Source organism: Pseudomonas sp. NPDC088429 (genome assembly GCF_044753305.1).
Lineage (GTDB): Bacteria > Pseudomonadota > Gammaproteobacteria > Pseudomonadales > Pseudomonadaceae > Aquipseudomonas > Aquipseudomonas rustica.
Genome location: NZ_JBIVMX010000009.1, coordinates 66,397 through 92,535, shown reverse-complemented (window position 1 = coordinate 92,535; position 26,139 = coordinate 66,397). Strand labels below are relative to the sequence as shown.

General features: G+C 55.9%; 24 protein-coding genes and 1 pseudogene. 4 read left to right on the top strand and 21 right to left on the bottom strand.

All coding sequences use genetic code 11. The annotated features are described in order from the left end of the window. Positions 1 to 6 precede the first annotated feature (6 nt). Positions 7 to 312: an NIPSNAP family protein gene (locus tag ACIP66_RS08015; protein WP_400646899.1), complete on the bottom strand. Its 306-nt coding sequence runs from the start codon at positions 310 to 312 to the stop codon at positions 7 to 9. Between the two features lie 20 nt (positions 313 to 332). After that, the gene (gene eco / locus ACIP66_RS08010; RefSeq protein WP_053119858.1) at positions 333 to 818 is read right to left on the bottom strand and encodes a serine protease inhibitor ecotin; all 486 of its coding nucleotides are present in this window, start codon (positions 816 to 818) and stop codon (positions 333 to 335) included. A 56-nt stretch (positions 819 to 874) separates the two neighbouring features. Here eco and ACIP66_RS08005 point away from each other — a divergent pair, with 56 nt between their 5' ends. Both ACIP66_RS08005 and ACIP66_RS08000 read left to right on the top strand, forming a co-directional pair. Continuing rightward, positions 875 to 1,147 carry a hypothetical protein gene (locus ACIP66_RS08005; RefSeq protein WP_282358077.1) on the top strand — a complete coding sequence of 91 codons (273 nt, stop codon included), beginning with the start codon at positions 875 to 877 and terminating at the stop codon, positions 1,145 to 1,147. A 40-nt stretch (positions 1,148 to 1,187) separates the two neighbouring features. Then, on the top strand, positions 1,188 to 1,457 hold the full coding sequence (locus ACIP66_RS08000) for a DUF1652 domain-containing protein (protein WP_053119860.1): 270 nt from the start codon (positions 1,188 to 1,190) through the stop codon (positions 1,455 to 1,457). Here ACIP66_RS08000 and ACIP66_RS07995 read toward each other — a convergent pair. Both ACIP66_RS07995 and ACIP66_RS07990 read right to left on the bottom strand, forming a co-directional pair. After that, a complete protein-coding gene (locus tag ACIP66_RS07995) occupies positions 1,454 to 1,852 on the bottom strand; it encodes a hypothetical protein (RefSeq protein ID WP_159811342.1) in 399 nt (132 codons plus the stop codon). The genes ACIP66_RS08000 and ACIP66_RS07995 overlap by 4 nt on opposite strands. Positions 1,853 to 1,941: 89 nt before the next feature. Continuing rightward, entirely contained in the window at positions 1,942 to 2,211 is a 270-nt protein-coding gene (locus tag ACIP66_RS07990) for a DUF2790 domain-containing protein (protein WP_212549431.1), read from the bottom strand. 491 nt (positions 2,212 to 2,702) lie between these two features. Between ACIP66_RS07990 and ACIP66_RS07985 the strand changes: the two are divergent. After that, positions 2,703 to 2,998 (top strand): annotated as a pseudogene (locus ACIP66_RS07985) (hypothetical protein). An 80-nt stretch (positions 2,999 to 3,078) separates the two neighbouring features. Here the strand turns inward: ACIP66_RS07985 and ACIP66_RS07980 are convergent. The 6 genes from ACIP66_RS07980 to ACIP66_RS07955 are packed head-to-tail and all read right to left on the bottom strand — an operon-like array spanning position 3,079 to position 11,636. Beyond that, a complete protein-coding gene (locus tag ACIP66_RS07980) occupies positions 3,079 to 4,044 on the bottom strand; it encodes a tetratricopeptide repeat protein (protein ID WP_400646895.1) in 966 nt (321 codons plus the stop codon). Between the two features lie 5 nt (positions 4,045 to 4,049). Further along, complete coding sequence (locus ACIP66_RS07975) at positions 4,050 to 4,433, bottom strand: hypothetical protein (RefSeq protein WP_400646980.1); 384 nt, start codon at positions 4,431 to 4,433, stop codon at positions 4,050 to 4,052. Between the two features lie 5 nt (positions 4,434 to 4,438). Further along, the gene (locus tag ACIP66_RS07970; RefSeq protein WP_400646893.1) at positions 4,439 to 5,419 is read right to left on the bottom strand and encodes a tetratricopeptide repeat protein; all 981 of its coding nucleotides are present in this window, start codon (positions 5,417 to 5,419) and stop codon (positions 4,439 to 4,441) included. A 14-nt stretch (positions 5,420 to 5,433) separates the two neighbouring features. Further along, positions 5,434 to 8,691, bottom strand: coding sequence for a hypothetical protein (locus ACIP66_RS07965; protein WP_400646891.1), 3,258 nt, complete (start codon positions 8,689 to 8,691; stop codon positions 5,434 to 5,436). 36 nt (positions 8,692 to 8,727) lie between these two features. Next, positions 8,728 to 9,591 (bottom strand): DUF4123 domain-containing protein, encoded by an 864-nt coding sequence (locus ACIP66_RS07960; protein ID WP_400646889.1) that lies wholly within the window; start codon positions 9,589 to 9,591, stop codon positions 8,728 to 8,730. Then, a complete protein-coding gene (locus tag ACIP66_RS07955) occupies positions 9,582 to 11,636 on the bottom strand; it encodes a type VI secretion system tip protein VgrG (protein WP_400646887.1) in 2,055 nt (684 codons plus the stop codon). The genes ACIP66_RS07960 and ACIP66_RS07955 overlap by 10 nt, the downstream gene beginning before the upstream one ends. A 376-nt stretch (positions 11,637 to 12,012) precedes the next feature. Here ACIP66_RS07955 and ACIP66_RS07950 point away from each other — a divergent pair, with 376 nt between their 5' ends. After that, positions 12,013 to 13,314, top strand: coding sequence for an OprD family porin (locus ACIP66_RS07950; RefSeq protein ID WP_400646884.1), 1,302 nt, complete (start codon positions 12,013 to 12,015; stop codon positions 13,312 to 13,314). Between the two features lie 173 nt (positions 13,315 to 13,487). Here ACIP66_RS07950 and ACIP66_RS07945 read toward each other — a convergent pair whose 3' ends face one another. From ACIP66_RS07945 to ACIP66_RS07895, 11 genes are all read right to left on the bottom strand, one after another. After that, positions 13,488 to 14,108 carry a hypothetical protein gene (locus tag ACIP66_RS07945; protein WP_053119875.1) on the bottom strand — a complete coding sequence of 207 codons (621 nt, stop codon included), beginning with the start codon at positions 14,106 to 14,108 and terminating at the stop codon, positions 13,488 to 13,490. 45 nt (positions 14,109 to 14,153) lie between these two features. Continuing rightward, on the bottom strand, positions 14,154 to 15,092 hold the full coding sequence (locus ACIP66_RS07940) for a carbohydrate kinase (protein WP_400646881.1): 939 nt from the start codon (positions 15,090 to 15,092) through the stop codon (positions 14,154 to 14,156). Between the two features lie 13 nt (positions 15,093 to 15,105). Then, positions 15,106 to 16,602 carry a xylulokinase gene (gene xylB / locus ACIP66_RS07935; RefSeq protein ID WP_400646878.1) on the bottom strand — a complete coding sequence of 499 codons (1,497 nt, stop codon included), beginning with the start codon at positions 16,600 to 16,602 and terminating at the stop codon, positions 15,106 to 15,108. Between the two features lie 247 nt (positions 16,603 to 16,849). Continuing rightward, positions 16,850 to 18,322 (bottom strand): mannitol dehydrogenase family protein, encoded by a 1,473-nt coding sequence (locus ACIP66_RS07930; protein ID WP_400646876.1) that lies wholly within the window; start codon positions 18,320 to 18,322, stop codon positions 16,850 to 16,852. Positions 18,323 to 18,341: 19 nt separating this feature from the next. Further along, a complete protein-coding gene (locus ACIP66_RS07925) occupies positions 18,342 to 19,445 on the bottom strand; it encodes an ABC transporter ATP-binding protein (RefSeq protein ID WP_400646873.1) in 1,104 nt (367 codons plus the stop codon). 166 nt (positions 19,446 to 19,611) lie between these two features. Next, positions 19,612 to 20,442: a carbohydrate ABC transporter permease gene (locus tag ACIP66_RS07920; protein ID WP_159811330.1), complete on the bottom strand. Its 831-nt coding sequence runs from the start codon at positions 20,440 to 20,442 to the stop codon at positions 19,612 to 19,614. Positions 20,443 to 20,450: 8 nt separating this feature from the next. Further along, the gene (locus ACIP66_RS07915) at positions 20,451 to 21,377 is read right to left on the bottom strand and encodes a carbohydrate ABC transporter permease (RefSeq protein WP_400646869.1); all 927 of its coding nucleotides are present in this window, start codon (positions 21,375 to 21,377) and stop codon (positions 20,451 to 20,453) included. Positions 21,378 to 21,531: 154 nt separating this feature from the next. Next, positions 21,532 to 22,842, bottom strand: coding sequence for a sugar ABC transporter substrate-binding protein (locus ACIP66_RS07910; protein WP_053119888.1), 1,311 nt, complete (start codon positions 22,840 to 22,842; stop codon positions 21,532 to 21,534). A gap of 332 nt (positions 22,843 to 23,174) precedes the next feature. Then, the gene (locus ACIP66_RS07905) at positions 23,175 to 24,080 is read right to left on the bottom strand and encodes an AraC family transcriptional regulator (protein ID WP_053119890.1); all 906 of its coding nucleotides are present in this window, start codon (positions 24,078 to 24,080) and stop codon (positions 23,175 to 23,177) included. Positions 24,081 to 24,147: 67 nt separating this feature from the next. After that, complete coding sequence (locus ACIP66_RS07900; protein WP_400646865.1) at positions 24,148 to 25,041, bottom strand: phospholipase; 894 nt, start codon at positions 25,039 to 25,041, stop codon at positions 24,148 to 24,150. Positions 25,042 to 25,234: 193 nt separating this feature from the next. Beyond that, complete coding sequence (locus tag ACIP66_RS07895) at positions 25,235 to 26,083, bottom strand: phospholipase (RefSeq protein ID WP_400646862.1); 849 nt, start codon at positions 26,081 to 26,083, stop codon at positions 25,235 to 25,237. Positions 26,084 to 26,139: the final 56 nt, after the last annotated feature.

Genomic DNA, 26,139 nt, shown 5'->3' with positions numbered 1-26,139 from the left:
CGGTGTTCAGGGCAGCAGCGGGCGCAGGAACGTGCGCTCGTAGCTGACGATGAACTTCTTCTCGAGCAAAGAGGCGACCAGCGCAGTACTCTCGGGATCGGTCATCGCGATATGCCGATAGCTTTCGTAATCCGGCAGTGACGGAAAACTGAACAGGCAATACGCAATGTTGCTCGAACCCTCCGATGGCAAAAAATAGCCATGATGGCTGCCGCCCAAGCGTTCAACGATACCGAGCCAGGCCTTGGCGTAAGACTCGAACTCGGTCAGTTGGTACGGGTCGATCACGTATCTGACGTGGCAAGTAATCACTGCACGTGCTCCTTGCCCGGTTATTCCTGAATGGCTGTGTTGACCTTGTCCGAGGCCGACCAGATGCGGTAGCGCACTTCGACGTCCGTTGGGGCGTAGACCACGATCGGCAATTTGCTGTTGTAACGCACGGTGAAACCATCACCGACGACCGGCACGAACGCGCGCTTCTTCTTGCTGCCGGGCGGGCAGGCCATCAGCGTGCTCATCGGGCCAATGACTTTCTCGAGGCGATAATACGGATAGCCCCAGCCTTGCAGATTTTTCTCGTCGAGCACGCCGCCGAGCTTCGGACGATTGCAGTCCACCTCAAGGGTCTTGCCGGCAAGAATCTCGACCTGGAAGTTTTCTTCATTCTCTTGCTTCGGCAAATGAATGACCTGACGGGTAAAGCCCGCCTCAGCCTTCGGGTAAGGTGCTACGTCTTCAAGTTTCGCCGCGTGGGCGAGGGTGGACAGGCTGGCGATAATCAGCCCGGTGGTCGCGTAAGCGCGTAAAGAACCCATGGATGCCTCCTTGCGGGTGTAGGGTGGTTTGACAAGCATTCTTACCGTCATGGGTGATGAATGCAAACCCGCAACAGATTGCAAAATGCAACGCGCAAAAGGGCTCAACCGGCATTTTGCACGTAGCGAAATACTGGCCTTTGCGCCAAGTGATTGATTTTTATGTGGGTCAGAATGACCCGATGAAAGGCACGCTTTATGCGTCTTTTCAGTGCGGCGCACCGGGTTTGGGCGCCTACACTCCAATGGGCATTTCGCCGTACCACCGTTTGCCGCACCAGGGAAACAGCGGGGACACACCCGTGCAGGCGCAGCAAAGGTCAGCGTGAATACTTGATTGGCAATCTCACAGTAAGGAGAGGGTTCGCCATGTTTCTGTCTGCCTTGGAACTTCGTAACATCGTTGAAAGCAGTTTCCTGCCAAAGCGCTGCCAGTGCACGCTGTCGCCGGACTTGCTGATGACCGTCAAAGTGTTTGGCGATCACCAGACTGATCAGGTCGATCTAATGGTTCGTGACATCGACGCCAGCCACCTCAACGGCTGTCGCGAGATCAATGAACTGATCGCAGGGCTGCGTTCGGATCTGAACAAGCAAAGTACACCGCACCACTACAGTCCGCGATCCAGAGCCGTTTAACCCACTGTTTCAGCCAGTTCGACCGTCACGCGCCGGGCCTGCACAAAACCAAGGCCCAGCGCGAGCTCGACCAGCACCGCCAGCAAAATGCCGGGGCCGGCATGGCCGTTCAGCCATTCGCCAAAACCCAGCACAGCCAAGCCAAAACAACCGACGATAAACCCGTTGCTCAGCGCACTGCGAGCCACCGACGGCGGTGCATTGCGCACCAGAAAAAACATCACCCCCAACGCCGCAAACAACACCGCGCTGCGCCGCGCGACAAACCCGACTGCGGTCGAATACTCAATGCTCCAGATCGCCAGCAACACCTCGGGGAAAAAGCCCCAGGCCAACGCGAGCAAAAAACACAACGAAGAGGTAATGCCCGACAACGCGCGAAACGACAACTGCATGGCTAATCCTTGCGGCAGTGAGGAGGGCCCCGAGCATAACCCCCGAAACACCCCACGCCTACCGCAACGCGAAAAATCAGAACGTTCTGTCAGTTTTGGAAACTGCACGCGTCAGACATTTTCCGATAACTGATCTCCTCAGCCTTGCCAGCGTTATCGATGTACTTCATATCAGCTGTAATCACCTTGCATTGCTGAGTGGCCGGCTCAGTCAACGAAATCACCTTCGCCACATGCAGCGGCATGCCGTACTCATAAGGCACCGCTTTCGATGTGGCCGACGTGTCATTGGCCTGCGCCAACCCGGCAAAAGCCGCGCAGGCGAGGGCAGTGGTGAGCAGAAACGGACGAATGTTCATGAAAAGACTCCCGTGCGACGCAAAGAGAGTTCGGCGCAATACAAACCGAACCTGCCGCACTGGGCGTCAGCCAAGGGCTGAGGGCGTGCGGTTCAGTACAGTTTTCGACCACGGCGTTAAGCGATGGTTAACCCGGCTGAACGCCGGCTGTCAGGGAGTGAGGCGGTTTTCTTCGCGCGGTTTGGCGAATTCCTACAAAGGCTGCTGCTTTGTCTGCTTTCGGGGTCTGGAGCGGGGCGGGTATTGTCGGGTGTCGCTGCAAAATCAGCGGCTCGGGTTTGGTCACCTGAGAAGAGTTCATTGCATATGTGCCATCATTTGCACGGCGAACTTCTATGTTCGTGAGGTGCACTGCTGTGGCGGCTGTGTGCAGGACGCCTTCGGGCGAGCTGAGTTTGAACTGTTCTCGGTTGACCAAGCCTGCACACGGCCGCCTCCCACCGTTTGGTCACGGTTTTGGCGGTTACCTACGAAACAGTTGAGTAATCAAAATGCCAAAATTGAATCCGCTTCCAAACCGCTACCACCCCTTAAACAGCAACGTCACTGAAAGCCCGACGCTGCTCATCGACACCGAAGCCAACCCTAAAGACATCCTGAAGCCGCTGTCCAGCGCATCCGCGCGTGCAGCGACCTGCTCGAAACATTGCACTGTCTGTGCTTCAAGCAAGCCGACGTGGAAGACATTCCGCACATTACCCATGCACTGTATCTGCTGGCACAGGATGGCAATGATTTGCTGCAGGTCGCGCAGCAACAGATGGTGAGCTGGAAGGCACCGGTTTGATGGGGTAGGGAATTTGGCAGGAGTGAATGGCTGATAAATGTAGGCTGATTCACTGCTGCCGGCTAAAGAGCCTCTTTCACCTAGCGGCTTAGCTTGTCTGGAAAAAAGCTCAAGGGTGGGTGACTAGCTTTCCATTGGGCAGAAAACTCTTTTGCTACATATATTTGCTGCGGAGTCATTTTGGCTTCAATTCTTGGCAGCTTGCTATCAACTATTGACTGTATGCCACCACCACCGTCCAACTCCTTCAGTGAATAAATAAGAGCATAGCCTTTAACGATGTCGTAGGTGAAACCATAGGTGTCCGGTTCGTGGGCAAGATCTGAACCATGACCATAAACGGCCGTTGCATAACCAGCCAGGGCAGCCTGCTCGTTCCAATAACGAAATCCTTCAAGGTCACCTTTTTCATATCGGATAGCTCCAATTTCCATCATGGCCTGTGGATTCCCACCTTTCGCGGAGGCCTCGAACAGATTTTCTACAACCTCCGAACGTTTCCAAGGTAAGAAAAAACCATTTCCTTGCTTGTAGCTTGTAGCCAAAAGATATTGTGATAAAGAATGATTTTTTGCTGCTGATTTTTCCAGCCATGCTGTATCTAGCGTCAGTTCATACATGATGTACATCGCCTCCGCGTCGCCATCGGTTGCCTGCGGCTGAGCGATGCTTAAGGCCTGTTTTAACCATTCGGCAGGCGTTTTAGCTCTGGGTGGACAGTCGTTAACGAATTTACACAGATCGGGTTTGTCTCGTCCAAGCTGAATCATCGCATACAGATCACCTTGCGCTGCTGCCGCCTCATACCACTTCTCCGCTTCAGGATTCATGTAGCCATATTTTGAGCGTAAAGATTCGGCGAGATAATACTGTGCTTCATGGTCGCCTGCTTGTGCTGCAACCATTAACAGGGGTTGAGCGGTAATGGCTTTGTATTGATTGTAAAGAATTATGCCGCGAGACTTCATCGCAAGCTCTGAGGCGGTCAGCGCCAGTACGTTTGGGGCTGAAATGACTAGCAAAAATCCTGCGATGAGAAGTCTCATAGTGCTCAGCGGCTAAGTTTGTCGGGAAAGAAAGAGAGAGGAGGGTGTGAAGATGCCCACTCCTGAGCGAACTTTTTGGCAGCTTCAATTTGTTCGGGAGTCATTTTTGTCATTGCATAGAGATCATTCTGGTCTGCTGATGCTTCGTACCATTTTCTGGCTTCCGCGTTCATGTAATGGTTTTTCTTTCTAAGAGCCTCGGCCAAATAATACTGAGCCTCATGGTCGCCTGCCTTCGCGGCAGTTATTAATGAAGGGATTGCGGTAGAGGCTTTGTATTGATTGTATAAAATTATCCCGCGAGATTTTATTGCAAGCTCTGAGTCAGTCAGCGCCAGTACGTTGGGGGCAGATAAAACTACTAGAAAGCCTGGGCAAACGTATTTCATATAAATCAACGGCTAAGCTTTTCGGGAAAAAAAGATAGGGGTGGGTGAGTACCTTTCCACTGTGTGGCGAATAATTTGGCGTCTGTAATTTGCTGTGGAGTCATTTTTTGAGAAACTTCAGGCAATTTGTCTTCTAGATACGCTTGAACATTACCGCCACCATCAAGTTCTTTGAGTAGTAACAAAAGACCGTATCCTTTAACTAGATCCAGTGGTAGACCGATTTTGTCTGGTGTATGAGATAAGTATGCGCCGTAAGAACTTATGGCGTCTTGGTCGCCGGTTTTAGCGGCCTCTTCAATCCAATGTCGAACGGCATTCATATCGCCATTTTTATACAGGATTTCAAGGTATGCCATCATGGCTTTTGGATTGCCACCCTCAGACGATGCTTTAAACCACTTCTCGATTGATTCGGATCTTTTCCATGGCATTATAAAAGATCCCTCGCCCTGGCGCTCGCGGATACCCATCCAGTACTGTGCGATAGAATATCCAGCGTTCGCAGATTTTTCCAACCATCCATCTTCAGTTGAGGCCTCGTACATTATATACATTGCTTCTGCGTTGCCTTGCTCTGCTCTTTGCCTTGCAATCGTTTGGGCTTGATTAAGCCATTCGATCGGCTGCTTCTTTATTTGTGGGCAGTTTTGCATAGCGGTGCAAATATCAGCGTTGCTCCGGCCCAACTGGATCATTGCATAGAGGTCACCTTGCTCGGCCGATGCTTCATACCAACTCTGGGCCTCCTGTGTCATGTAGCGATTATTTTTTCTTATGGATTCTGCTAAATAGTATTGAGCTTCGCTGTCACCTGCTTTTGCCGCAGTACTCAGGAAAGGGATTGCGGAAACCGTCTTAAACTGATTAAAGAGTTCTATGCCTTTACTTTTGTTGCTCAGCTCTGTTGTTGATAATTGGGCAAATATCTGTGTGGAAAATAACAACATTATTAACGTAATGCTGCAGCGCGTTAAGCTCATCATTCTGTAAGTCTCATTCAGATTTCTTGGCCGATAAATTTGACAGTTCCGCCAGGAACGTAAGTTCGTCCGAAATATTGGCTGCGCTGGCAGAAGTTATCCATGGCTCCCCCTAAAATTTTTACTTGTTTGGCGTAGCGCGAACGCATGCTGTTACTCTGCTCGGAAAACAAACCCAAAACACTCTCGGTCATAAAATTGTCCAAAAGAAGTCTATTCTTGCAGTATTCTGGCCCACTATCTTGCGCTTTGACTCCGAATTGGTTCATGCACATACATGCTTCTTCGAATTGGCGTTGAGCTTTTTCGATAGTGCCTTTTTTCTGACTGTTCGAAACAATCCATCCAAGTATTTTTTCGATTGCTTGCTGCTGTAATAGGTGTGCTTGAGACTGGTCGTATGTTTGCTCAGTTTTAACGCTGTTTCCTGAGGAGCCTGTGCGTTCGACTGTGAAAGGCTTCGGCGGTGTGATAAGTGTCATCAATAATGGGCCTAAGGCGTTTGGGATGGCGTCAACGCACCATTTTTCAATTTCCGCTTGGATCTCATAGTTGACTATTGTGTCTGCGATTGGGCCACCTTTTCCCGATGCTGTCAGAGATTCATATATAGACATGATCGTGTCGATACCCATGAGATAAATCATGGCGACATCGAATCCGCACAATGCAATCGTGTTTAGATTCGACATTAATTTGTAGGCGTCTTCATCTACGCTGATAAAAGGGTTCTGCTTGTTTTTGTAAAGTTCTCGACGGAAAAGATTTATCAATTCTGTTACGGCGCTGTACCCAACTTCAAATTTGAACGATCCTCCCACTCCAGGTCCAGCAATTAGTGACGCCTTCAAAACTAAAATTAACGATCCGTTGTTTAGAGAGATTCCTGCTTCTGCGCTCATCCCTAGCCCAGCCGCGACATTGAACTCGGCGCTTAGTCTTGCAAGACTAAACCATTCATTTGTCTTTATCGAATCTTTGGCGCTGCTAATTGGCGCTCGTTGTAATAGCGCAACCTCTGTTGGTGGGGCCCAGTTCAATGCCCCTGTAATCATTATTCCTGACTGTAATCCTGCGAAAAGGTTGAATGAGGCCTTCCCTCCATTCTGAACTTGTAGTTTGCTGGGTACTTGTTTTATTGGGGAGGTAGTTTTTGTATGAGCGAAATCCCTTTTGTCTCCAGTGCGGACAACCGGTTCTGGAGGTGCCAAATGGAATCCTGCATTACTAGCGTCAAGTGCTATCTCTGAGGAAAGGAGCAACGAGGCGCCTGCATATCCCCATGCTTTTGCCCCAATATATAAAGAGAATCTCCCTAAGTTCATAGTCTGTTTGATATGGCTATGATCTAGATAGGTAAGCTTTATTTCTTTCGCTTTGCTTCGTTCAGGCAAATCAACCTTGAACAGCTCAACTTCACCTCTCGCGAGGTCAACGGCGAACGTCGCTTTTGCGGAGGCTTGGAAACCTTCAGCCAATGTCCAATCCGGGCCTTCTACCTTTGTGCTGGAATGCATCGTTTCGGTGGAGGAGGGCATCAGGCAGCGTACTAACTGCGCTTGCGGAGTAATGTCAAAAATCCGGAATGTTTTGCGCACATTGTCTTTAAACAAAACTTGCTGCAGTCGATCACCCCATTCCTTGCGAGTACCTGCGCTTTCAAGCGAAGTGACCTTGTAATTTTTGCTTTCAAGGTATGCGTTGAATTTTTCGATCTCGAACCAGCCTTCGGCGGTGAACCAGTCGCTTTCCTGATCCTTGATCCGCACGGCGCCTTCTTGGGTCAGCCATTGCCCGAACAGGCTGAGTTCACTATCCGTTGCGGCTTTACCATCGCTGTTACCGGGTCGCTTGGTGAGGTCTTTGACCTTTGCCCCCACTTTCTTCCAGTCGTCTTTGACCGTTTGCTTGATCCTCGGCAGCGAATACATGCTGAGGTAGGTCAGGGGCTTTTTCAGGCTGTCCGACATGCTCATTTCGGCGAGTGGGAAACCATTTTTGATCAGGCGTTCTTCTGGTCTCGCCTGAAATTGTTCCGGCTCCCACAACAGGTGGCGACGCACAGGCGCCGTTTCCATGTTCTGTTCTGCCTTCAGCCGCATGTTCTCTTTGGACGCTTGTAAGCGATCCCATGCTGCACGTTCGACGGTTACAAGATTGGCGGGCGCCTTGGCTTGCCGTCCGCTGGCTTCGATCCAGCTTTTGTATTTGGCACTGAGGCGCTCGTTGACTTCCTTTTGCTCTTTCTCGAGTGCCAGGTATTGCTTGAACAAGTCGATGCCGCCTTCGACCGAACCGCCCGCTTCGGGAATCAACGCGAATTCGGGTACGGCGATGCCAAACTGAGCGACATCGATAATGGCGTCGAGATAAGCGGTGTAGGTCGCTTTTCTTTCCTTGCGCTTGATTTCCTGGTCACGCACGAACGTACAAAGAGGAAGCTGGTTATTGGCACCGCATGTTGCGATGTCGTCTATTCGCTTTTTATCTGCAGCCAGTAGAGGGGCTATTTCGGCCGAAGTTAAAGTGGCCAGATCCTTCTCTTTGAGGAGTGCTTCTCGCGCTTTCAAGTATTTTTGAACGCCTTCGCGAGCAGCGATGGCTTTGGGCGCATAGAGATTACCGCTTTCGTAGGCGTAACCCTTTTCTTTGGCTGCCGCGACCGCAATGCGATTGAGTTTTTCCCATTCACTTCTGGCACCACGTACTCGGGTCGCGTCCTCTTGCGCGGCCATCCAGGCAGTCTTTTTGATCTGATCCTGTTCGAGACGTGTCAGAGGCTTTTCAGGTACTTGTTCGGACGGAGCTGCGGCCTTTCTGCTTTCTTGAGCATCACGCAGGGCTGCGTCCAGATTGCTGATGTTTGGGTGCTGCGCTTCAATTTCGAGTAGTCGTGCGTGTTGCTCACCTTCGAGAAAGTTAGCCAGCTTGGGCTCGAGGAAGTATTCGAGAAGACCGCTGCTGTAGAGGCCTTTTTTACGTTCTTCGGGCGTTTTGCTTGAACTGACCTGTTGTTCCAGATCGCTGGAAGCTTCTTTCAGCGCCGAGTTGGTACGTTCTGGAAGCAACCAGAATGACTCATTCTCAGTGTCGTAAATCGCACCGCCGTAAGTCGTAGAGCACGGCGTCTTCACTTTGTCGTGATCGCCCGGTGAATCTTCCGGTGCTACAGGTTGTTCGCCGATATCCCGAGCAGGTTTCGCACAGACCTCATCGGCTACTGGCGCGGTAGGAGACGACTCGGTTTTAGGTGCTGCGCTGGTGTTCTGTTCCATTTCGATTCCATTCATTCTTTACGCGGACGGGGGTCATCAAGCGGCGCTACTAGCCAGCTGCTGCAGCTGCTGAACCTTGATGAACGACTCTTCCCTGGATTGCAGGATAGCCATTGCCTGAGGCTGCGTTTCGAGCAGCGGGCCGTTAGTGATCGGCCCCAGTTTCAGTAAATGACGACCTTCGTAAATGTTGTGGGCCACCAGCACGTTGAGGTTTGCCACGAGGTTGGGCAGTTCTTCATCGGTCGGTTCGCCATAGGCGGCGTATTGCGCGTCCGTCCAGTAGATCCAACCCAAATGTTCCTGAACCTTCGGCGCGTCCGATGGCAGGTTGAACGCTGAGACGTCGCCGAGCCATTCGAGTTCCGAGACGGAGCGCCAGCTCAGCCAGTGACCACGGTTACGGCCGAAGTGGACTGGCGCTGGGGTGTAGACGTGTTGCCACGGGCCGAACAGTTGCTGTGAGTTTTCCACGGCGGTGTAAGCCAGCGCGGCCCACAGGCTCGGTTTGTGGTAGCTCAGCAGGCTTTGGCCGCCGGAGCCGTCATTGGCGCGCAGCAGCCAGCGGGCGTGGGCCAGTGCTTTGGCCGGGGCGGCGGTGGTGAGCGCGATGCCGGCGTAGTTTTCTTCGCAGAGTTTTGCCGCTTCATGGGCGAGGCGGCTGCCCCATGGTGCGGTCAGCCACAGCGGGCCGTCAGCGGCCATTTCAGCGAAGTCGGTGCCGATGAACAGGCCTTGCGAGTTCATCGGTTCGCCGATGCGGTAGAGGCGGCTCATGGCCTCAGGTTGACGGGCGCGGTCGATGATGAAGCACAGGCTCTGGCCGGAGCTTTCACGTGGCAATTGCTCGAACGAATGGCGCGGGGCTTCGAGGAGGGCACTCAGCGCTTTTACATGCATGTGCAATCCTTACGGCTGCAAGCGCCGTTGTTTTGTTTGCCGCACAACGGTGTGATACCGGACTCGCTCAAACGTTTCGGCAGCGGTACGAGGACTTTCCCCGCCTTATCCGCATCCGCCACTTTCATCGGCCCCGGCAACAACGGCGCCGCCGGCGTACCCGCACCCGGCCCACCGCCAGAGTTCACCTTCACCTCGGCCCCGCTGATGGTCACACCCCCGGCATCCACCTTCACAAAACTCCCGCCAGCCTTGGCCGTGAGTTCCATGCCGCCTTCCATCACAACCTTTTCGCCAGCGTTGTAGTGAATCTCCGTCCCGGCCTCAACGAACTGCGCTGTGCCAACCTTGACGTGCTGTGTCACCGCAACCGTCAGGTGGTCGTTTGCGCGCATTTCGCTTTTGCGGTCGAGGTGGGTGATGCGGTGTTCTTCGACTTTGAATTCGCTGTAGGTGTTGGCTTCGACGATGTCGTGGCGTTCGTTGCCGACGCGGATTTTCTGGTCGTGTTCGATGTTTTCGTCCCAGTCGCGCTGGGCGTGCAGGTAGATCTGTTCGGCACCTTTTTTGTCTTCGATGCGGAATTCGTTGTAGCCCTTGCCGCCCGGGGAGCTGAGGGTTTTGAAGGTGCTGCGGGTTTTGTTCGCCGGCAGGTCGTAGGGGACGACGTTTTCCTTGTGGTACAGGCAGCCGGTGATCAGTGGCTGGTCGGGGTCGCCTTCGAGGAAGGTGACGAGGACTTCCATGCCGATGCGCGGGATGGCGATGCCGCCGTAGGCTGCGCCGGCCCAGCCGCTGGCGACGCGCATCCAGCAGGAGGTGTTGTCGTCGGACTGGCCTTCGCGATCCCAGTGGAATTGCACTTTGATGCGGCCGTACTGGTCGCAGTGGATTTCTTCACCTTTGGGGCCGGTGACGACGGCGGTCTGGCTGCCGAGGACTTTCGGTTTCGGGTGTTCGAGGGCAGGGCGGTAGTGCGCGTCCCACGGGGTCGCGAGGAAGCTGTTGCGGTAGCCCTGGTGGAAATCGCTTTTGTTGTCGGTGACGTCGCTGGTGACGTTTTCGCCGAGCACTTGCGGTTGTTTGCCTTCGTGGAAGACTTCCAGCAGCAGCCACAGATCGTTCCATTCGGCGCGCGGGTGTTCGGCGAGGGTCAGGAAATGGCCGCTGGTGAGGGTCGGCTCGTCACCTTTGCCGTCGGCGAGTTTGTAGTCGCTGCGATGGCGTTCGAGGGCGCGGGTGGTGAGGAATTTGCCGCGCTCGCGGGTGGTGAAGCGGCCGGGGTAATCGTAGTCTTCGAGATCCGGGCTGAACTCGGTTTTGTTCGCGGCTTCGGGGAGGATTTTCGGTTTCTCGAAGTCGTAGTCGCGGCGGCTGACGCGGGTGGTGCGGGTTTCCAGGCGCAGGTTGAAGCGCTTGATCACTGGTTTTTCCGCGGCCATGCCGGAGTCTTGCTGGTAGCTGACGGCTTTGAGTTTGCGGAATACGGTCTGATCGTCGCCAAACACCAGTTTGTGGCCACTGCTGCTGTGCTGGAAGTGGAAGTGGATGCCTTCTTCCTCGCACAGACGCTGGATGAAGTGCAGGTCGGACTCGTCGTACTGCACGCAGTATTCGCGTTGCGGGTATTCGGCGCCGAGCTGGAAGCTATAAGCGTTGGCAAGAATGCCGCGTGCTTCGAGCACCTGACCGATGATTTTCGGCACGGTCAGGTTCTGAAAGATTTGCTGATCGTGGTTGTGGCGCAGGTAGGCGAGTTGCGGCACCAGGCTGATGCTGTAGCGGGTCAGCGTCTTGCCGGAATCGCCTTGCTCGATGCGATAGACCAGGCCGTGGATGATGCCTTCGCCGGTGGCGCCGAAGGTCAGAACGCCGGGTTTGTGCAGCAGCTCTTCGAGTTTCAGGTCAGGGCGGGCGCTGACCAGTTCGAGGTCAAAACGGAAGGGCTGATTGAGGGCTTCGCGACCGGTAAAGCTGAGCACTTGCAGGTCAGCGGAGGCGCCTTCGAGCGTGAGGGTAATGTGGGTTGCGTTGGCGTCCAACATGCCTTGAATTCCGTCCTTGAATAAGCAGAGCCCGGATGGTGCAGCATTCAACCGCCTCGTTCAAGGCGCAAATGCCGTAGACGTTGGCCCTTGTCGGTATGGGGGAAACCCTTAGTTGGGGACTTTCGCTCAATAAAACCGGGCGCTTCGCTGCACTGAAAAGCGCGTGCGGCGAGGGCATCTATCCGACCGGGCGCACAGGAAATCGTGGGTCAGATTCAGACTAAAGTCGTCTTTGGCGCGTCAAAGCCATCTGCCATCATTGTCGTTCACCCCTGTGTTTCCACTTCTGTCCGGCTCAATTTTCTGACTCGGATCGGGAGCTATTTCTGGCTTATTGCGCGCTTGCGCAAACGCTGCAGTGTTGGAGTTTTTCATGCGTCCCCCATTTCCCCTCATCACCCCGCGCCAGTCGTTTGGCTTCGGAGCCTTTGTGCTGTGCGCCGGTTTTACCGCGCCGGTTCAGGCCAGCGGTTTTCTCGAAGACACCACGGCGAAAATCGAATCGCGCACGGTGTACTTCAACCGCGACTTCCGTGATGGGCACACTTCCACCGAGCAGGGCGCGTCGAAGCGTGAAGAGTCGGCTCAGGGTTTTATTCTCGATCTGCAATCGGGTTACACCGAGGGTACGGTGGGCTTTGGTATTGATGCGCTGGGCATGCTCGGTTTCAAACTCGATTCCAGTGCTGACAGCAGCAACAGTGGTTTGCTGCCATCGAGCGGTCAGGATCCGCGCGGTTCGAAAGATCAATACGCGAAGATGGGCCTGACCGCCAAAGTGCGCGTTTCTGATTCGGTGTTGAAGTACGGCGCGTTGCGGCCGGATCTGCCGCTGCTCAAGTACAACGACGGGCGATTGCTGCCGACGATGTTCAACGGCGCGATGTTGACCTCGAAAGAGGTGAAGGATCTGACCTTTATGGCGGCGCGTTTGGACAAGTACACCGCCCGCGATTCCACCGATTCGCAAGACATCCGCGTGCACTGCAAGAACAAGCGTTACGCATGTAACACCACGGCCGATCATTTCGACATGTACGGCTTCGATTACAAGATCAATGATCGTCTGACCGGCCAATATCACTACGCGGAACTGGAAGACATCTACCGTCAGCACTTTGTCGGGTTGTTGGCCAATCACCCGTTGGCGGGCGGTGTATTAAAGGCTGATCTGCGCTTGCTCAAGAGTGCTGACAGCGGCGATGCGAAGGCCGGTTCCATCGATAACCGTGCATTGAGCGGTTTGCTGTCTTTCGCGCACAGCGGTCATACGTTCAGCGCGGGTTGGCAGCGTATGAACGGCGACAATTCGATGCCGTACCTCGATGGCAGTAATCCTTATCTGGTCAACTATGTGCAGGTCAACGATTTTGCCGCAGCGCAGGAGCGTTCGTGGCAGTTGCGTTATGACTATGACTTCAAGGCGATTGGCATTAATGGTTTGAGCTTCCTGACCCGTTACGTCAACGGTGATCACATCAAAGTGCTGGGCAGTGATCAGGAAGGCAAAGAGTGGGAACGCGATAGCGAGTTGAAGTATGTGATTCAGGAAGGGACGTTCAAGGATGTCAGCGTGCGGTTGAGGAATGCGACGTATCGCACGAATTACGAACAGTTTGCGCGGGATGTGGATGAGACTCGGGTGATTGTGAGTTATAGCTTTTCGGTGTTGTAGGGCTGGGATTTGTAGTGCCTGATCGGGCGTTATCGCGAGCAGGCTCACTCCTACAGGTAAAAAAATAGGTGTTCACCGCGTACCGTGTAGGAGCTGCCGAAGGCTGCGATCTTTTGATCTTGCTTTTTTAAAGATCAAAAGATCGCAGCCTTCGGCAGCTCCTACAGGGGGATTCAGAGCCAATGCCAGAACCGGCTCCAGAACCCGCGATTCAGCTCTTCCTTACACCCGGCATATTGCTGGGCATACATATTCGAGCGGGCCTGCACCTTGCGCGCCGTCGGCAACAGCCAGGCTTTACTCGCATAAGTCTTGTTGCGGAAACCACCCCAGCCCTCGTGGTAGTTGAGGTACTGGTTGTAAGCGTCGTACTTGTAGACGCCATTGATCGTGGTGGTCTTGTCCATGTACCAGCCGATGAAGTCGATGGCGTCGTCGAAGTCTTCACGATCGGCCCAGTTGCGGCCGGTGCTTTTCTGGTAGTCCGACCAGACTTCATCTTTCGCCTGCGCATAACCCGAGGCGGTGGTTACGCGGCCCCACGGAATCACCCAAAGCAGATATTTGCGCGGGGTTTTGGCGTCGTAACGGTAGCCGGACTCTTGGTACATGATCGCGAAGGGCACCTGAATCGGCACCCCCCAGCGTTTTTGCGTGACTTGCGCCGCGTCGTACCAGTCGCTTTTTTCACGAAAGATATCGCAGAGATTTTCCGGCGAACGCGGCGGTGAAGTGCCGCAACCGGTCAATAACCCTGCGAGTGTCAGTAGTCCAAGCGTCTTTCCGTAATTCAAAAGCCGTTATCCCGTCATGCGCAAAAAAGGCGACAGTCTACGCGTTCAGGACAGTTGATGACGATAAGGCAAGTCTGGGCCGGTTTTGCTGCACGTCAGCGCGGCGGCTTGCACGGCGAATTTCAGCATCGCGGCGATCTGCTCGCGCGTCAGTTGCTGCACGCCTTCTACCGAGTCCAGACCGTGCTCAGTCAGCCAGGTAATCAGCGCGGCCTGGAAAGTGTCGCCAGCGCCAACGGTGTCGGCGATTTTCACCGAACACGCTGGTACTGACCACGCGCCATGCGCGCGACTGAACACCGTTGCGCCTTCACCGCCACGGGTGAGGAAGACAATTTGGCAGCGGTGCTCCAGCCAGCTTTCGATCACCCGCTGTGGATCCTGCTCGGGGTACAGCAGGCTCAAATCTTCGTCGCTGACTTTGATCAGATCGGCCAGTTGCACCAGCGTCGCAATGCGCTCGCGCCACAACTCGATGTTCGGTTCCGGGTTGAGACGCACGTTCGGGTCGAGGCTGATCAGGCGTTTACCGCTTTCACGCTGGACGAGTGCCAATAGGGTGTCGCCAATCGGCTGCACCACTAAGGAGAACGAGCCGATGTGCAGGCCGCGCACTTCCGGGCCCAGCGTCGGCAGATGCGCGAGGCTCAGTTGCCGATCCGCGCAACCTTCGCCACGGAAGCTGTAATGCGGCGAACCGTTGGCACCGACGGCGACCATCGCCAGGGTGGTCGGCGCGGCGAAATCCACCAGGTAATCCGGGCGCACGCCTTCGTCCTGCAACACTTGCTGCAAACGGCGGCCAAGGTAGTCGGTGGACAGACCGCCGAACAGCGCCGAGTCCACGCCCAAACGGCGCAAACCCACGGCGACGTTGAACGGCGAGCCGCCGGCAATCGCCTTGAAATTCACTTTCGAAGCCAGACCGCTGGCATCGTCTTCGCTGAAGAAATCAAACAGGGCTTCGCCACACACCAAATACATAATTGTTTGCTCTTTATAGGGTTGCGACATGCTGTTGATAGCGTTCATAGACCTGCTGAAACGCCGCGACGTTGGCGGCGATCGGCAGGGTTTCACTGCTCGGATCGAGTTTGACGCAACGCTGACACAGATCGGCCAACGTTTCTTCGTGGCCGTTCGACCAGGATTTGCACCACGCCGCCTGAATCGCTGCGCCAAGGGCAGCGGCTTCGCTGTGTTCGGTGCAGATCACCGGGGTGTTCATGATGTCGGCGACGATCTGTCGCCACACCGCGCTTTTCGAGCCGCCGCCAATCAGGCAAATGCTGCGGCTTTGTAAACCATTCTGCCGTAGCAAATCCAGCCCGTAACGCAAACCGAAGGTCGTGCCTTCGACGGCGGCGCGGCACAGATTGGCCTGGGTCAGGTTGTCCATGGTCAAACCGTGCAGGCTGCCGGTGGCGTGGGGCAGGGCGGGGACACGTTCGCCGTTGAGGAACGGCAGCATGCTCACCCCGTCGGCGCCAATCGGGGCTTGGGCGACGAGGTCGTTGAAGCGTTCGAGGTCGAGGTCGAACAGCTCGCGTATCGCGCCGGTGGCGTTGGTCAGGTTCATGGTGCAGATCAGCGGCAACCAGCCGCCGCTGGAGGAACAGAAGGTGGCGACGGAGGCATCCGGGGAGACTTTCGGTACGTCGGAATAGGCGTACACCGTGCCGGATGAACCGAGGCTCATGGTGATCGCGCCGGGCTGAATATTGCCGGTGCCGATGGCGCCCATCATGTTGTCGCCGCCGCCGCTTGCGACCAATGCAGCGGGGTTGATGCCCAAGTGCTCAGCAATCGACGGCAGGATGGTGCCGACGGCTTGGTGGGCGTCAATCAGTTCGGGCAACGCGGCTTGCAAGCGGCCGCTGGAGTCGATGTCGCGCAGCAACTGCAAATCCCACTGACGGGTGCGCACGTTGAAATAACCGGTACCGGACGCGTCGCCGTATTCGCTGCACGCGCGGCCGGTGAGCCAGAAGTTGAGGTAATCGTGGGGCAGCAGGATGCGTGCGATACGGGCGAACATGTCGGGATGCTGTTCTTTGGTCCACAGCAATTTAGACACGGTGTAGCCCGGCGCGATGACCACGCCGAGGCGTTCCAGCGAACCTTGTTCATCGCCTAGATGCTTGAGCAAGCGATCGTTTTCTGCGCTGGTTTCGGTGTCGCACCAGAGTTTGGCCGGGCGCAGAACCTGGCCTTGGTCGTCGAGCAGTACCAGACCGTGTTGTTGGCCGGAGACGCCGATGCCGAGGATTGACTGGCCATCGACGTTTGCCGCGAGGAGTGCGCGGCGGGTGGCGAGGGCGAAGGCTGCCAGCCATTGATCGGTGTGCTGCTCGCGGCGGCCGTTGGCGCCACTGATCATCGTGTGATTGGCGGCGCCCTGGCCGAGGACTTGACCGTTGGCGGCGTCGAGGATGATGGCTTTGCTGCCTTGGGTGCCGCAGTCGATGCCGAGGAAGAGGTTTTGGGTTTTCATGTGTGAACCACTCGGGGTGTGGTGAAGATCAAGAACTTACCCCCTCACCCCAGCCCTCTCCCCCAAGGGGGCGAGGGGGAAAGGGAGCCGATCGGGGGCTGTTCAGATGCAGGGTCGACTCCGGATATCTCACTCAAAAGCTGTTCAAAGCTTGAGTTCGACTCCGGACTTTCAGGTCGACGGAGCTTTTACAAACCACTCGGTCAGTCCCCTCTCCCTCCGGGAGAGGGTTAGGGTGAGGGGCTTTTCAGTCCAGAATCCGCTGCAAAGTCCGCGTCACGCCCACTTCCCGCAAACTCTCACAGCACCACTCAAACGCCGCCACAAACGCCGTCGAACGCGGTATCGCCGTGCCAAAAATCTCCTCCACCGCCAACAACCGCTCAGTCATCAACCCATCATCCGCCACCAACGCCTGACAAAACGTCGCCCGTGGATCAGGAATCGAATAGGTATCCCCATTCTCATCGACCCCCTTCAAGTACAACGCCCAGGCCGCCACCACCAGCGCCGCACGTTTGGTCTCGCGACCATCGGCAATCAACCGGTTAATCGTCGGTATGGTGAACTTGGGAAACTTCGACGAGCCATCCGAACACACTCGCTCAAGCTGATCGGCAATCGCCTGATTGGAAAACCGCGCGACCAGCGTGTCCTTGTATTCACTCAGATCAATGCCCGGCACCGGCGCCAGTTGCGGGGTGACGTCCAGATCCATATAAGCGCGCATGTAACGCACAAACAGCGGGTCGTTCATGGTCTCGTGGACAAACCGATAACCCTTCAAAAACCCCAGATACGTCAGCGCCAGATGACTGCCGTTGAGCAGTTTGATCTTCATCTCTTCGTACGGCGAAACGTCGTCGGTGAACTGCACGCCCACCTTTTCCCACGCGGGCCGACCGTTAACGAATTTGTCCTCCAGCACCCACTGCACAAACGGTTCGCAAACCACCGGCCAGGCATCGTCCACCCCGTGTTTGTCAGCCAGTTGCAGGCGATGCGCGGTGCTGGTCATCGGCGTGATGCGGTCGACCATGGCGTTGGGGAAACTGACGTTCTGATCGATCCAGTCACACAGATTAGCGTCGAGTAAAGCAGCGAAGGCCAGCAGTGCCTTGCGGGTGACGGCGCCGTTGTGCGGCAGGTTATCGCAAGACATCACGGTAAACGCCGCAGTGCCCGCCCCACGGCGTTTGGCCAGCGCCGCGCAGAGGAAACCGAACACGGTTTTCGGCGATTGCGGATTCGCCAGATCGTGCTGAATCTGCGGCAGATGTGCCATGAATTCGCCGTTGCTGTCGTCGATGCAGTAACCGCCCTCGGTGATGGTCAACGAGACGATACGAATCGCTGGATCGGCGAGTTTGTTGATCAGCGCCTGAGCACTGTCTTGGGCCAGCAACATGTCGCGGATCGAGCCGATCACCCGCACTTCGGTGTCGTTGCTGTCACCCAGTTCGAACAGGGTGAACAGGTAATTCTGCTCTTTTAGGTCGTCGCGGGCGCGCTGGTCTTCAGCGCGCAAGCCGACGCCGCAGATCGCCCAGTCGAGGGCCTCGCCGGTGTTCATCAGCGCATCGGTGTAGTACGCCTGATGCGCGCGATGGAAGCCGCCGACGCCAATGTGGGCGATGCCCTGGCGGGTGTCGCTGAGGTTGTAGGCCGGCAGTTTTACTTCGCGCGCCAGGCCGTGGAGATTCTGTTGGTTGAGTTTCATTGGGCAAGTCTCTTGAAAATCAGGCTGCGGCACGCAGGGGACGGGTCAGCGCCACGCCTTCGGCATCGAATAAATGGCAGTGGGCGGCGTCGAGGTGCAGGCTCAGTTGCTCGCCGTAACGGCTGGCCAGATCACCGCGCACGCGCATGGTCAGGGCTTCGCCGGCGCTGGTGGTGACGTGGCAGAAGGTGTCGCTGCCCAAGCGTTCGCTAACGTCGGCGGTGACTGGCAGGGTGCAGTCGCCCGGTTGTGCGAGTTCCAGATGTTCCGGGCGAATGCCGAGGGTCACGGCGCTGCCGACGCTGAGGTTGGCGGCGTTGAACGGCAAGGTGACGCGGGTGCCGGCGTCCAGCGAGACTTCGCAGCTTTGCGCATCGACACGGGCAATCTTGCCTTTGAGGAAACCCATTTTCGGTGTGCCGAGGAACCCGGCGACAAACAGGTTGGCCGGTTGGTGATAGAGATCCAACGGCGAGCCGACCTGCTCGATCTTGCCGCCATTGAGTACCACGACTTTGTCGGCCATGGTCATCGCTTCGACCTGATCGTGGGTCACGTAAATCATCGTCGCTTGCAGGTCTTTGTGCAGGCGCAGCAACTCCAGGCGCATTTGCACGCGCAGGGCGGCGTCGAGGTTGGACAGCGGTTCGTCGAAGAGGAAGATTTTCGGGTTGCGCACGATAGCGCGGCCAATCGCGACACGTTGACGCTGGCCGCCGGAGAGCTGTTTCGGTTTGCGCTCAAGCATCGGCCCGAGTTCGAGGATGCGCGCGGCTTCGCCGACTTTCTTCTCGACTTCGGCTTTCGGTACGCCGGCCAGATCTAGGGCGAACGACATGTTCTTTTTCACGGTCATGTGCGGGTACAGCGCGTAGGTCTGGAACACCATCGCCAGATCGCGCTTGGCCGGGCTGACTTCGGTGATGTCGCGGCCATCGAGTTCGATGGTGCCGCCGCTGACTTCTTCCAGCCCGGCGATCAGGCGCAGCAGGGTGGACTTGCCGCAACCGGACGGGCCGACGAAGACCACGAATTCCTTGTCGTTCACCTCAAGGTCGATGCCTTTGATGATGGAAAAACCTTCGAAGCCTTTTTGCAGATTCTTGATTTTCAGGTTGGCCATGATGATGGGCCTCCGCGTTGTTGTTATTCGATTGCGCTGGACGAGCTCTTTTGTGGGAGCGAGCTTGCTCGCGAAGGGGCCGTGTCAGTCACCATCATGGTTGGATGACACACCGCTTTCGCGAGCAAGCTCGCTCCTACAGGGGGAATGTGTTGGTTTGGGGGATTCATTTCACGGCGCCGAAGGAGAGGCCGCGCACCAGTTGTTTCTGGCTGATCCAGCCGAAGATCAGAATCGGCGCACAGGCCAGCGTCGACACCGCCGACAACTTGGCCCAGAACAAGCCTTCGGGGCTCGAGTACGAGGCGATCAACGCGGTCAGTGGTGCGGCTTTCGACGAGGTCAGATTCAGCGACCAAAACGCCTCGTTCCAGCACAGAATCAGCGACAGCAACACAGTCGAGGCGAGGCCACCCTTGGCGATCGGCAGCAGCACACGCACCATTTCCTGCCATAACGTGGCGCCGTCGAGACGGGCGGCTTCGAGGATGTCTTTGGGGATGTCCTTGAAGTAGGTGTAAACCATCCAGACCACGATCGGCAGGTTGATCAGCGTGTAGATCACGATCAGTGCGATGCGCGTGTCGAGCAGGCCGAACGTCTTGGCCAACAGGTAAATCGGCATCAGCACGCCCACCGGCGGCAGCATTTTTGTCGAGAGCATCCACAGCAACGTACCTTTGGTGCGCTGGGTTTCGTAGAACGCCATCGAGTACGCCGCCGGCACCGCAATCAACAGGCACAGCGCGGTGGCGCTGAAGGAAATCACCACTGAGTTCCAGGCGAAACTGAAGTAGTCGCTGCGTTCGTTGATGTGCAGGTAATTCTCCAGCGTCGGCGTGAAGATGAACTGCGGCGGCGTGGCGAACGCGTCGATTTCGGTTTTGAAACTGGTCATCACCATCCAGAAGATCGGGAAGAAAATCACGATCGCGATGGCCCAGGCCAGGGTGCCGAGCAGCAGGCTTTGCAGCCGGCGGGATTGTTGAAGAGTCATGGCGGGCCTCAGGCTTTGTCAGTCAGGTTTTTGCCGATCATCCGCACCAGAATGATCGCGGCGATGTTGGCGATGACCACGGCAATCAAGCCGCCCGCCGAGGCCATACCGACGTCGAACTGCACCAGCGCCTGGTTGTAAATGAGGTAAGCGAGGTTGGTCGAGGCATAGCCGGGGCCGCCGTTGGTGGTGGTGAAAATCTCGGCGAACACCGACAGCAGGAAGATCGTTTCGATCATCACCACCACGGCAATCGGTCGTGCCAGATGCGGCAGCGTGAGGTGCCAGAAGATTGCGATCGGCCCGGCACCGTCGAGGCGCGCGGCTTCCTTTTGTTCCTGGTCAAGGGACTGCATGGCGGTCATCAGAATCAGGATCGCGAAGGGCAGCCACTGCCACGAGACAATGATGATGATCGACAGCAACGGGTAGTGGGCGAGCCAGTCCACCGGTTGCGCGCCGAACAGTTTCCAGATGTAGGCGAGGATCCCCGAGACCGGGTGGAAAATCAGGTTCTTCCAAATCAGCGCACCGACCGTGGGCATGATGAAGAACGGCGAAATGAGCATGACGCGCACGATGCCGCGACCGAGAAATTCGCTCGCTTCGAGCAGTGCACTGATCAGCACACCGAGCACCACGCTGATCAGCAACACACTGCCGACCAGCAACAAGGTATTGGTCGCACCGGGCATGAACCCCGAATCCGTCAGGAAGTAAGTGAAATTCTCCAGCCCGACGAATTCGTTTTCGCCGGGGTAGAGCAGGTTGTAGCGGATCAGCGAGAAGTAAATGGTCATGCCCAGCGGCACGATCATCCACAGCAGCAACAGGGCCACCGAAGGGCTGACCAGAAACCAGCCGGGATTGCGCACGCGGACGTTGCGCTGCGGCTGGGACAAGTCGATGTGGGCTTTGGCAGTTGAAGTATTCATGGCGATCACAACCGAGTCATACAGACCTATGGAGATCTAATGTAGGAGTAAGCCTGCTCGCGATGGCGGTTTTCCATCTAACACAGTCGGTGACTGATACACCGCTATCGCGAGCAGGCTCACTCCTACAAAAGGCAGGAGCGAACGGTGCGGGTTACTTTGGATAACCGGCGCGCTTCATCTCGCGTTCAGTGGATTGCTGCGCGGCAGCGAGGGCTTGATCCACCGTGGTCTGGCCGATCAGCGCCGCCGAGAACAGCTTGCCGACCTGGGTGCCCACCGCCTGGAACTCAGGAATGGTCACCAGTTGAATGCCGATGTACGGCACCGGTTTCAGCGTCGGTTTGCTCGGATCGACAGCCTTCAGCGATTCCAGCGTGATCTTGGCGAACGGCGCGGCGTTCATGTACGCATCGCTGTAGGTCGAGGCGCGAGTACCCGGTGGAACGTTGGCGATGCCATCGGTCTTGGCGACCAGTTCGCCGTACTCTTTGGACGTCGCCCAGGCACTGAATTCTTTCGCGGCGTCTTTGGCTTTGGAACTGGTCGGAATCGCCAGTGCCCACGAATACAGCCACGCCGAGCCTTTGTCGGTCACCTGATGCGGGGCGAAAGTGAAGCCGACGTGATCAGCCACTTTGCTTTGAGTCTTGTCGGTCACGAACGAGCCGGCGACGCTGGCATCAACCCAGATCGCGCACTTGCCGCTGTTGAACAGGGCGAGGTTTTCGTTGAAACCATTACTTGTAGCGCCCGGCGGGCCGGACTTCTTCATGGTGTCGACGTAGAAGTTCAGGGCGTTTTTCCATTCGGGGCCGTTGAATTCCGGCTGCCACTTCTCATCGAACCAGCGCGCGCCGTAAGCGTTGGCGACGGTGCTGATCAGCGCCATGTTCTCGCCCCAACCGGCCTTGCCGCGCAGGCAGATGCCGTATTGCTCTTTATCTTTGTTGGTGAGTTTTTCCGCGAAGCCGGCGATCTCTTCCCAGGTCGGCCGCTCCGGCATGGTCAGCCCGGCGTCCTTGAACAGGTCGGTGCGGTAGTAGGTGATCGAGCTTTCGGCGTAGAACGGCAGGGCGTACAGCGAACCCTTGACCGACAGGCCTTCACGCACTGATGGGAAGACGTCGTCGAGGGCGTAACTGGCCGGCAGATCTTTCATCGGCTCCAGCCAGCCTTTTGCGCCCCAGAGTGCAGCTTCGTACATGCCGATGGTCAGCACGTCGAACTGGCCGCCCTGGGTGGCGATGTCGGTGGTCAGGCGTTGACGCAAGACGTTTTCTTCGAGTACCACCCAATTGAGCTTGATGTCCGGATGCTCGGTCTCGAAGGTCTTCGAGAGTTTTTGCATGCGGATCATGTCGCTGTTGTTGACGGTGGCGATGGTCAGGGTCTGGGCGCCAAGGCTGACGCTGCTGAGGGTCATGCAGGTGAGGGCAAGCAGAGCTTTTGCAGTGGGTTGCATCGTGCACTCCTTTTCTGCGCCCGGCGGGGGCAGAAGGACAGTTATTGTTTTTGTGTCTTCCGACTGCAGGAAGAATGTGCACTGATTACAGCCTTCAATGGCCGGGCTGACAAATCATCCCTAGCACTGGAATCGATACTTTTTTGCACTGGGGTTTGAAGGGGTAAACGCAGGGAAGGGGTTTTCAGCGGTGCGGGGCGATCGGATGTGTACAGGTTTAACCCGGAACTGTAGGAGTGAGCCTGCTCGCGATAGCGGTGTGTCAGTCACTTATATCTTTGCTGACAATCCGCAATCGCGAACAGGCTCACTCCTACAAGGGAATGTTGGTGTCAGCCGTGGTTTTGTTCGGTCAGGCGCTGTACCGCCAGGCGGCGATAGTGCGACGGCGTCATGCCTTTGAGTTGCTGAAAACGCCGATTGAAGTTGGAGATATTGTTGAACCCCGACTCGAAACACACCTCCGTCACCGGTTTATCGCCATCGGCCAGCAACTCGCACGATTTACTGATGCGCAGTCGATTGACGAACTCAATGAAATTGCGCCCCGTGGCTTGCTTGAACACCCGGCTGAAGTAGGTCGGCTTCATGCCCAGATGCTCGGCGACTTCTTCCAGCGTTATCTCACGGGCGTAGTGCGTGAAGATGTAATCGACTGCGCGGTTGGTGCGATCAATGTTGTGCTCGTCAGCCAGTTGCGGGGTCGTCGCGCCGGACAGCAACTGAAAGTCATCACTGGCGGCCAGCAGCTCCATCAGAATGAAAAAATGCCCGAGCCGCGTGATGCCTTTGGTGTCAGCGATTCGTTGCATCAATGTCATGGCTTGACGAATGGTGCGTTTGCAGCGGAATTCGATGCCGTACTGCGCACGCTCCAGCAACGGCGCCAGAGTTTTCAGCTCGGCGAAAATCTGATTGCCGCTTTCGAACAGATCGTCTGTGAAGTTGACCAGCATGTCGCGCTTCTCCACGACTTCATCCTCCGCGACCTGGCTGATCCAGTTGTGCGGCAGATTCGGGCCGGTGAGAAAAAGCGTCTCCGGGTAAAAGTTACCGATGTAGTCGCCAATGAACACCTTGCCGGAACTGGCAACAATCAGGTGCAGTTCGTATTCCTTGTGAAAATGCCAACGCACCAATGGGCAAGGGAAACCGTGCTGGCGGTAAATGATGGACAACCCGTTGTGGTCATCCATCAACTCGTAAGAGGGGTCGGTCACTCGGGCTGTTCGGGACATGGCTGGGCGCTTTTTTTGTTATCGCACGCCAATCATGCCCCTTTCTGCCCGGGTTCTACTACCCGTGTCATGGATTTGCCTGGATTCTGGAATGCAGTGCCTCGCCGTAAACCGCTTTCATGCTGGTGGCGCTCCAGCACAGGCGGACGATGTCTGACTCCTCGAAAAAATCAGTGCTGATGATGCTGCAACGGGTGACCCAGTCTCGCGTGGTGTCAAACCAGTCGTTGATGTGGTTCTTGATGCGCTGCGGGCCGCCGAGCACCGAATAGCTGGTCGCCGATAGCGACCAGAGTGACAGGGGGTAGGGTGCGCCTTCCAGCGACGTGCGGATGTGGGTTTGCAGATCCGTGGTATCGGTGAAGCGTTTGCCGCTCCATTTGTGTTTGATCCGGAACCAGAAGTAGTCCTCGTCCAGCTCACGTTTGGCGGGTGCCGCCATGATGATGCGGCGTTGCGTGCTGTTGCGTTTCAACTGGTCAATGGTTAGCAGGCTGTCCGAGGGCGATATGGCGCGCGAGCCGAGGCGCGCCATGATCAGGTCATTGAAGCGCTGGAAATCGAACGGCTTTTCAGCGTCGCCCAACTCATGAAAATCGAGCACGATGAATTCATCGCGGTTCCGATCAAGGAACGTGGTGAGCGCCGTCATCAGTTCATCGAGGGTGCGACCGGATGAATAGCCGTTGTGGTGGCAGTAGAACTGCGGCTGTTGCCAGTGAGCGGTGTAGCCGAGGCGAAGGTCAAACGCTCTCGCGCCATTGGCCAATTGCCAGGCGAAGGAATCGTTCTGGCAGGTTGTCCAGTTGCCGGATACGCTGTCGTAATCAGGGGCTTTGCGATCCATGCCGCTGTTATGTGTGCCGGGCCAGACGATATCGGTCAACCTCAGCCGCCCGATATCCAGTACGTTGCCCATCCAGGTGTTTTTGTCGAGTGCGCCTGTTGCAATGCTGTTCATGAGCCATCCTTGTCGTTCTTATCACACCATTCCATGGCGCAATACATTCATGATGCGGATGTGACGGTGTTGCACATCCGCTGTTTCCCGGTGGTTACCGGATTTCATGAACCAGCTTAGAGCCTGTCAGTACTTTTGCCAGTGTTTGAAATATCTGCACAAATATAGCGATTTAATATTACCGGGATGGCACTCAACGTCCCTTGAGCAGATTGACGACACGGCAGAAGTTAACGATCTGTGATTCTTCAATGAAGTCGACATTAATGATGTTGCACTTTCGCGCCCAGTCACTTTTCTGCGGGTCAAACATTAAATCCAGTTCTTTGTGTATATCAACAGGGCCGCCCGTACCGCTGTAACAGGTGGCGGAAAGTGTCCAGTTATTGTAATTGCCAGGCGGATTACTCATCACGTCAGTGATAAAACTGCGTAGGTCACTGACATTCGAGGTGGACAGCCCAGACCATTTACTTTGCACCTCGTCATGAAACAGGTTGGCGTCGAGCTCGCTGTATCGAGGAGCGCAGACCAGCACACGTTGGAGCGGGCTGATTCTCTTCAGATCGCCTAGCGTGAGGTGTTTGTTTCGGGCAGGAATCATGCGTGGCTCCAACGCTTGCACGATCAGCCTGTTGAACAACGAGAAGTCAAACGCGCCTTTGCCATTTTTGAAGTTTTTGAAGTCGAGAATAATAAACTCGTCAGGATTGACGGACAGAAAGTCCCAGACATCTACGACGAGATTTTTCAACGTGCGCGACGACAGGTACTCGTTATGGTGAAAGCGGAATCGATCAAATCCCTCCTTGGCCCCGGCGTCGTAACACAAGCGCACATCCAGCGCCCGGGAACCGTGATTCAGCTGGCTGGCGAAAGACTGGTGCTGACAGACAAGCCAGTGTTTTCCCGGTATCAGTGCATAGGATGCTTGCCAGTCACAACCGGCGTTGTGAGTACCGGGTAGCGTCAACTCGCTAAGCGTGAGTCGATCAACTTCTCGTGTTGCAGTCATCCAGTTTTTGTTTGGGTAATTGTCCATGTGTTTGCGTCCCTGCATCGGTGGATTATTTAAGTCGCACATTAACGCTGGTTGCA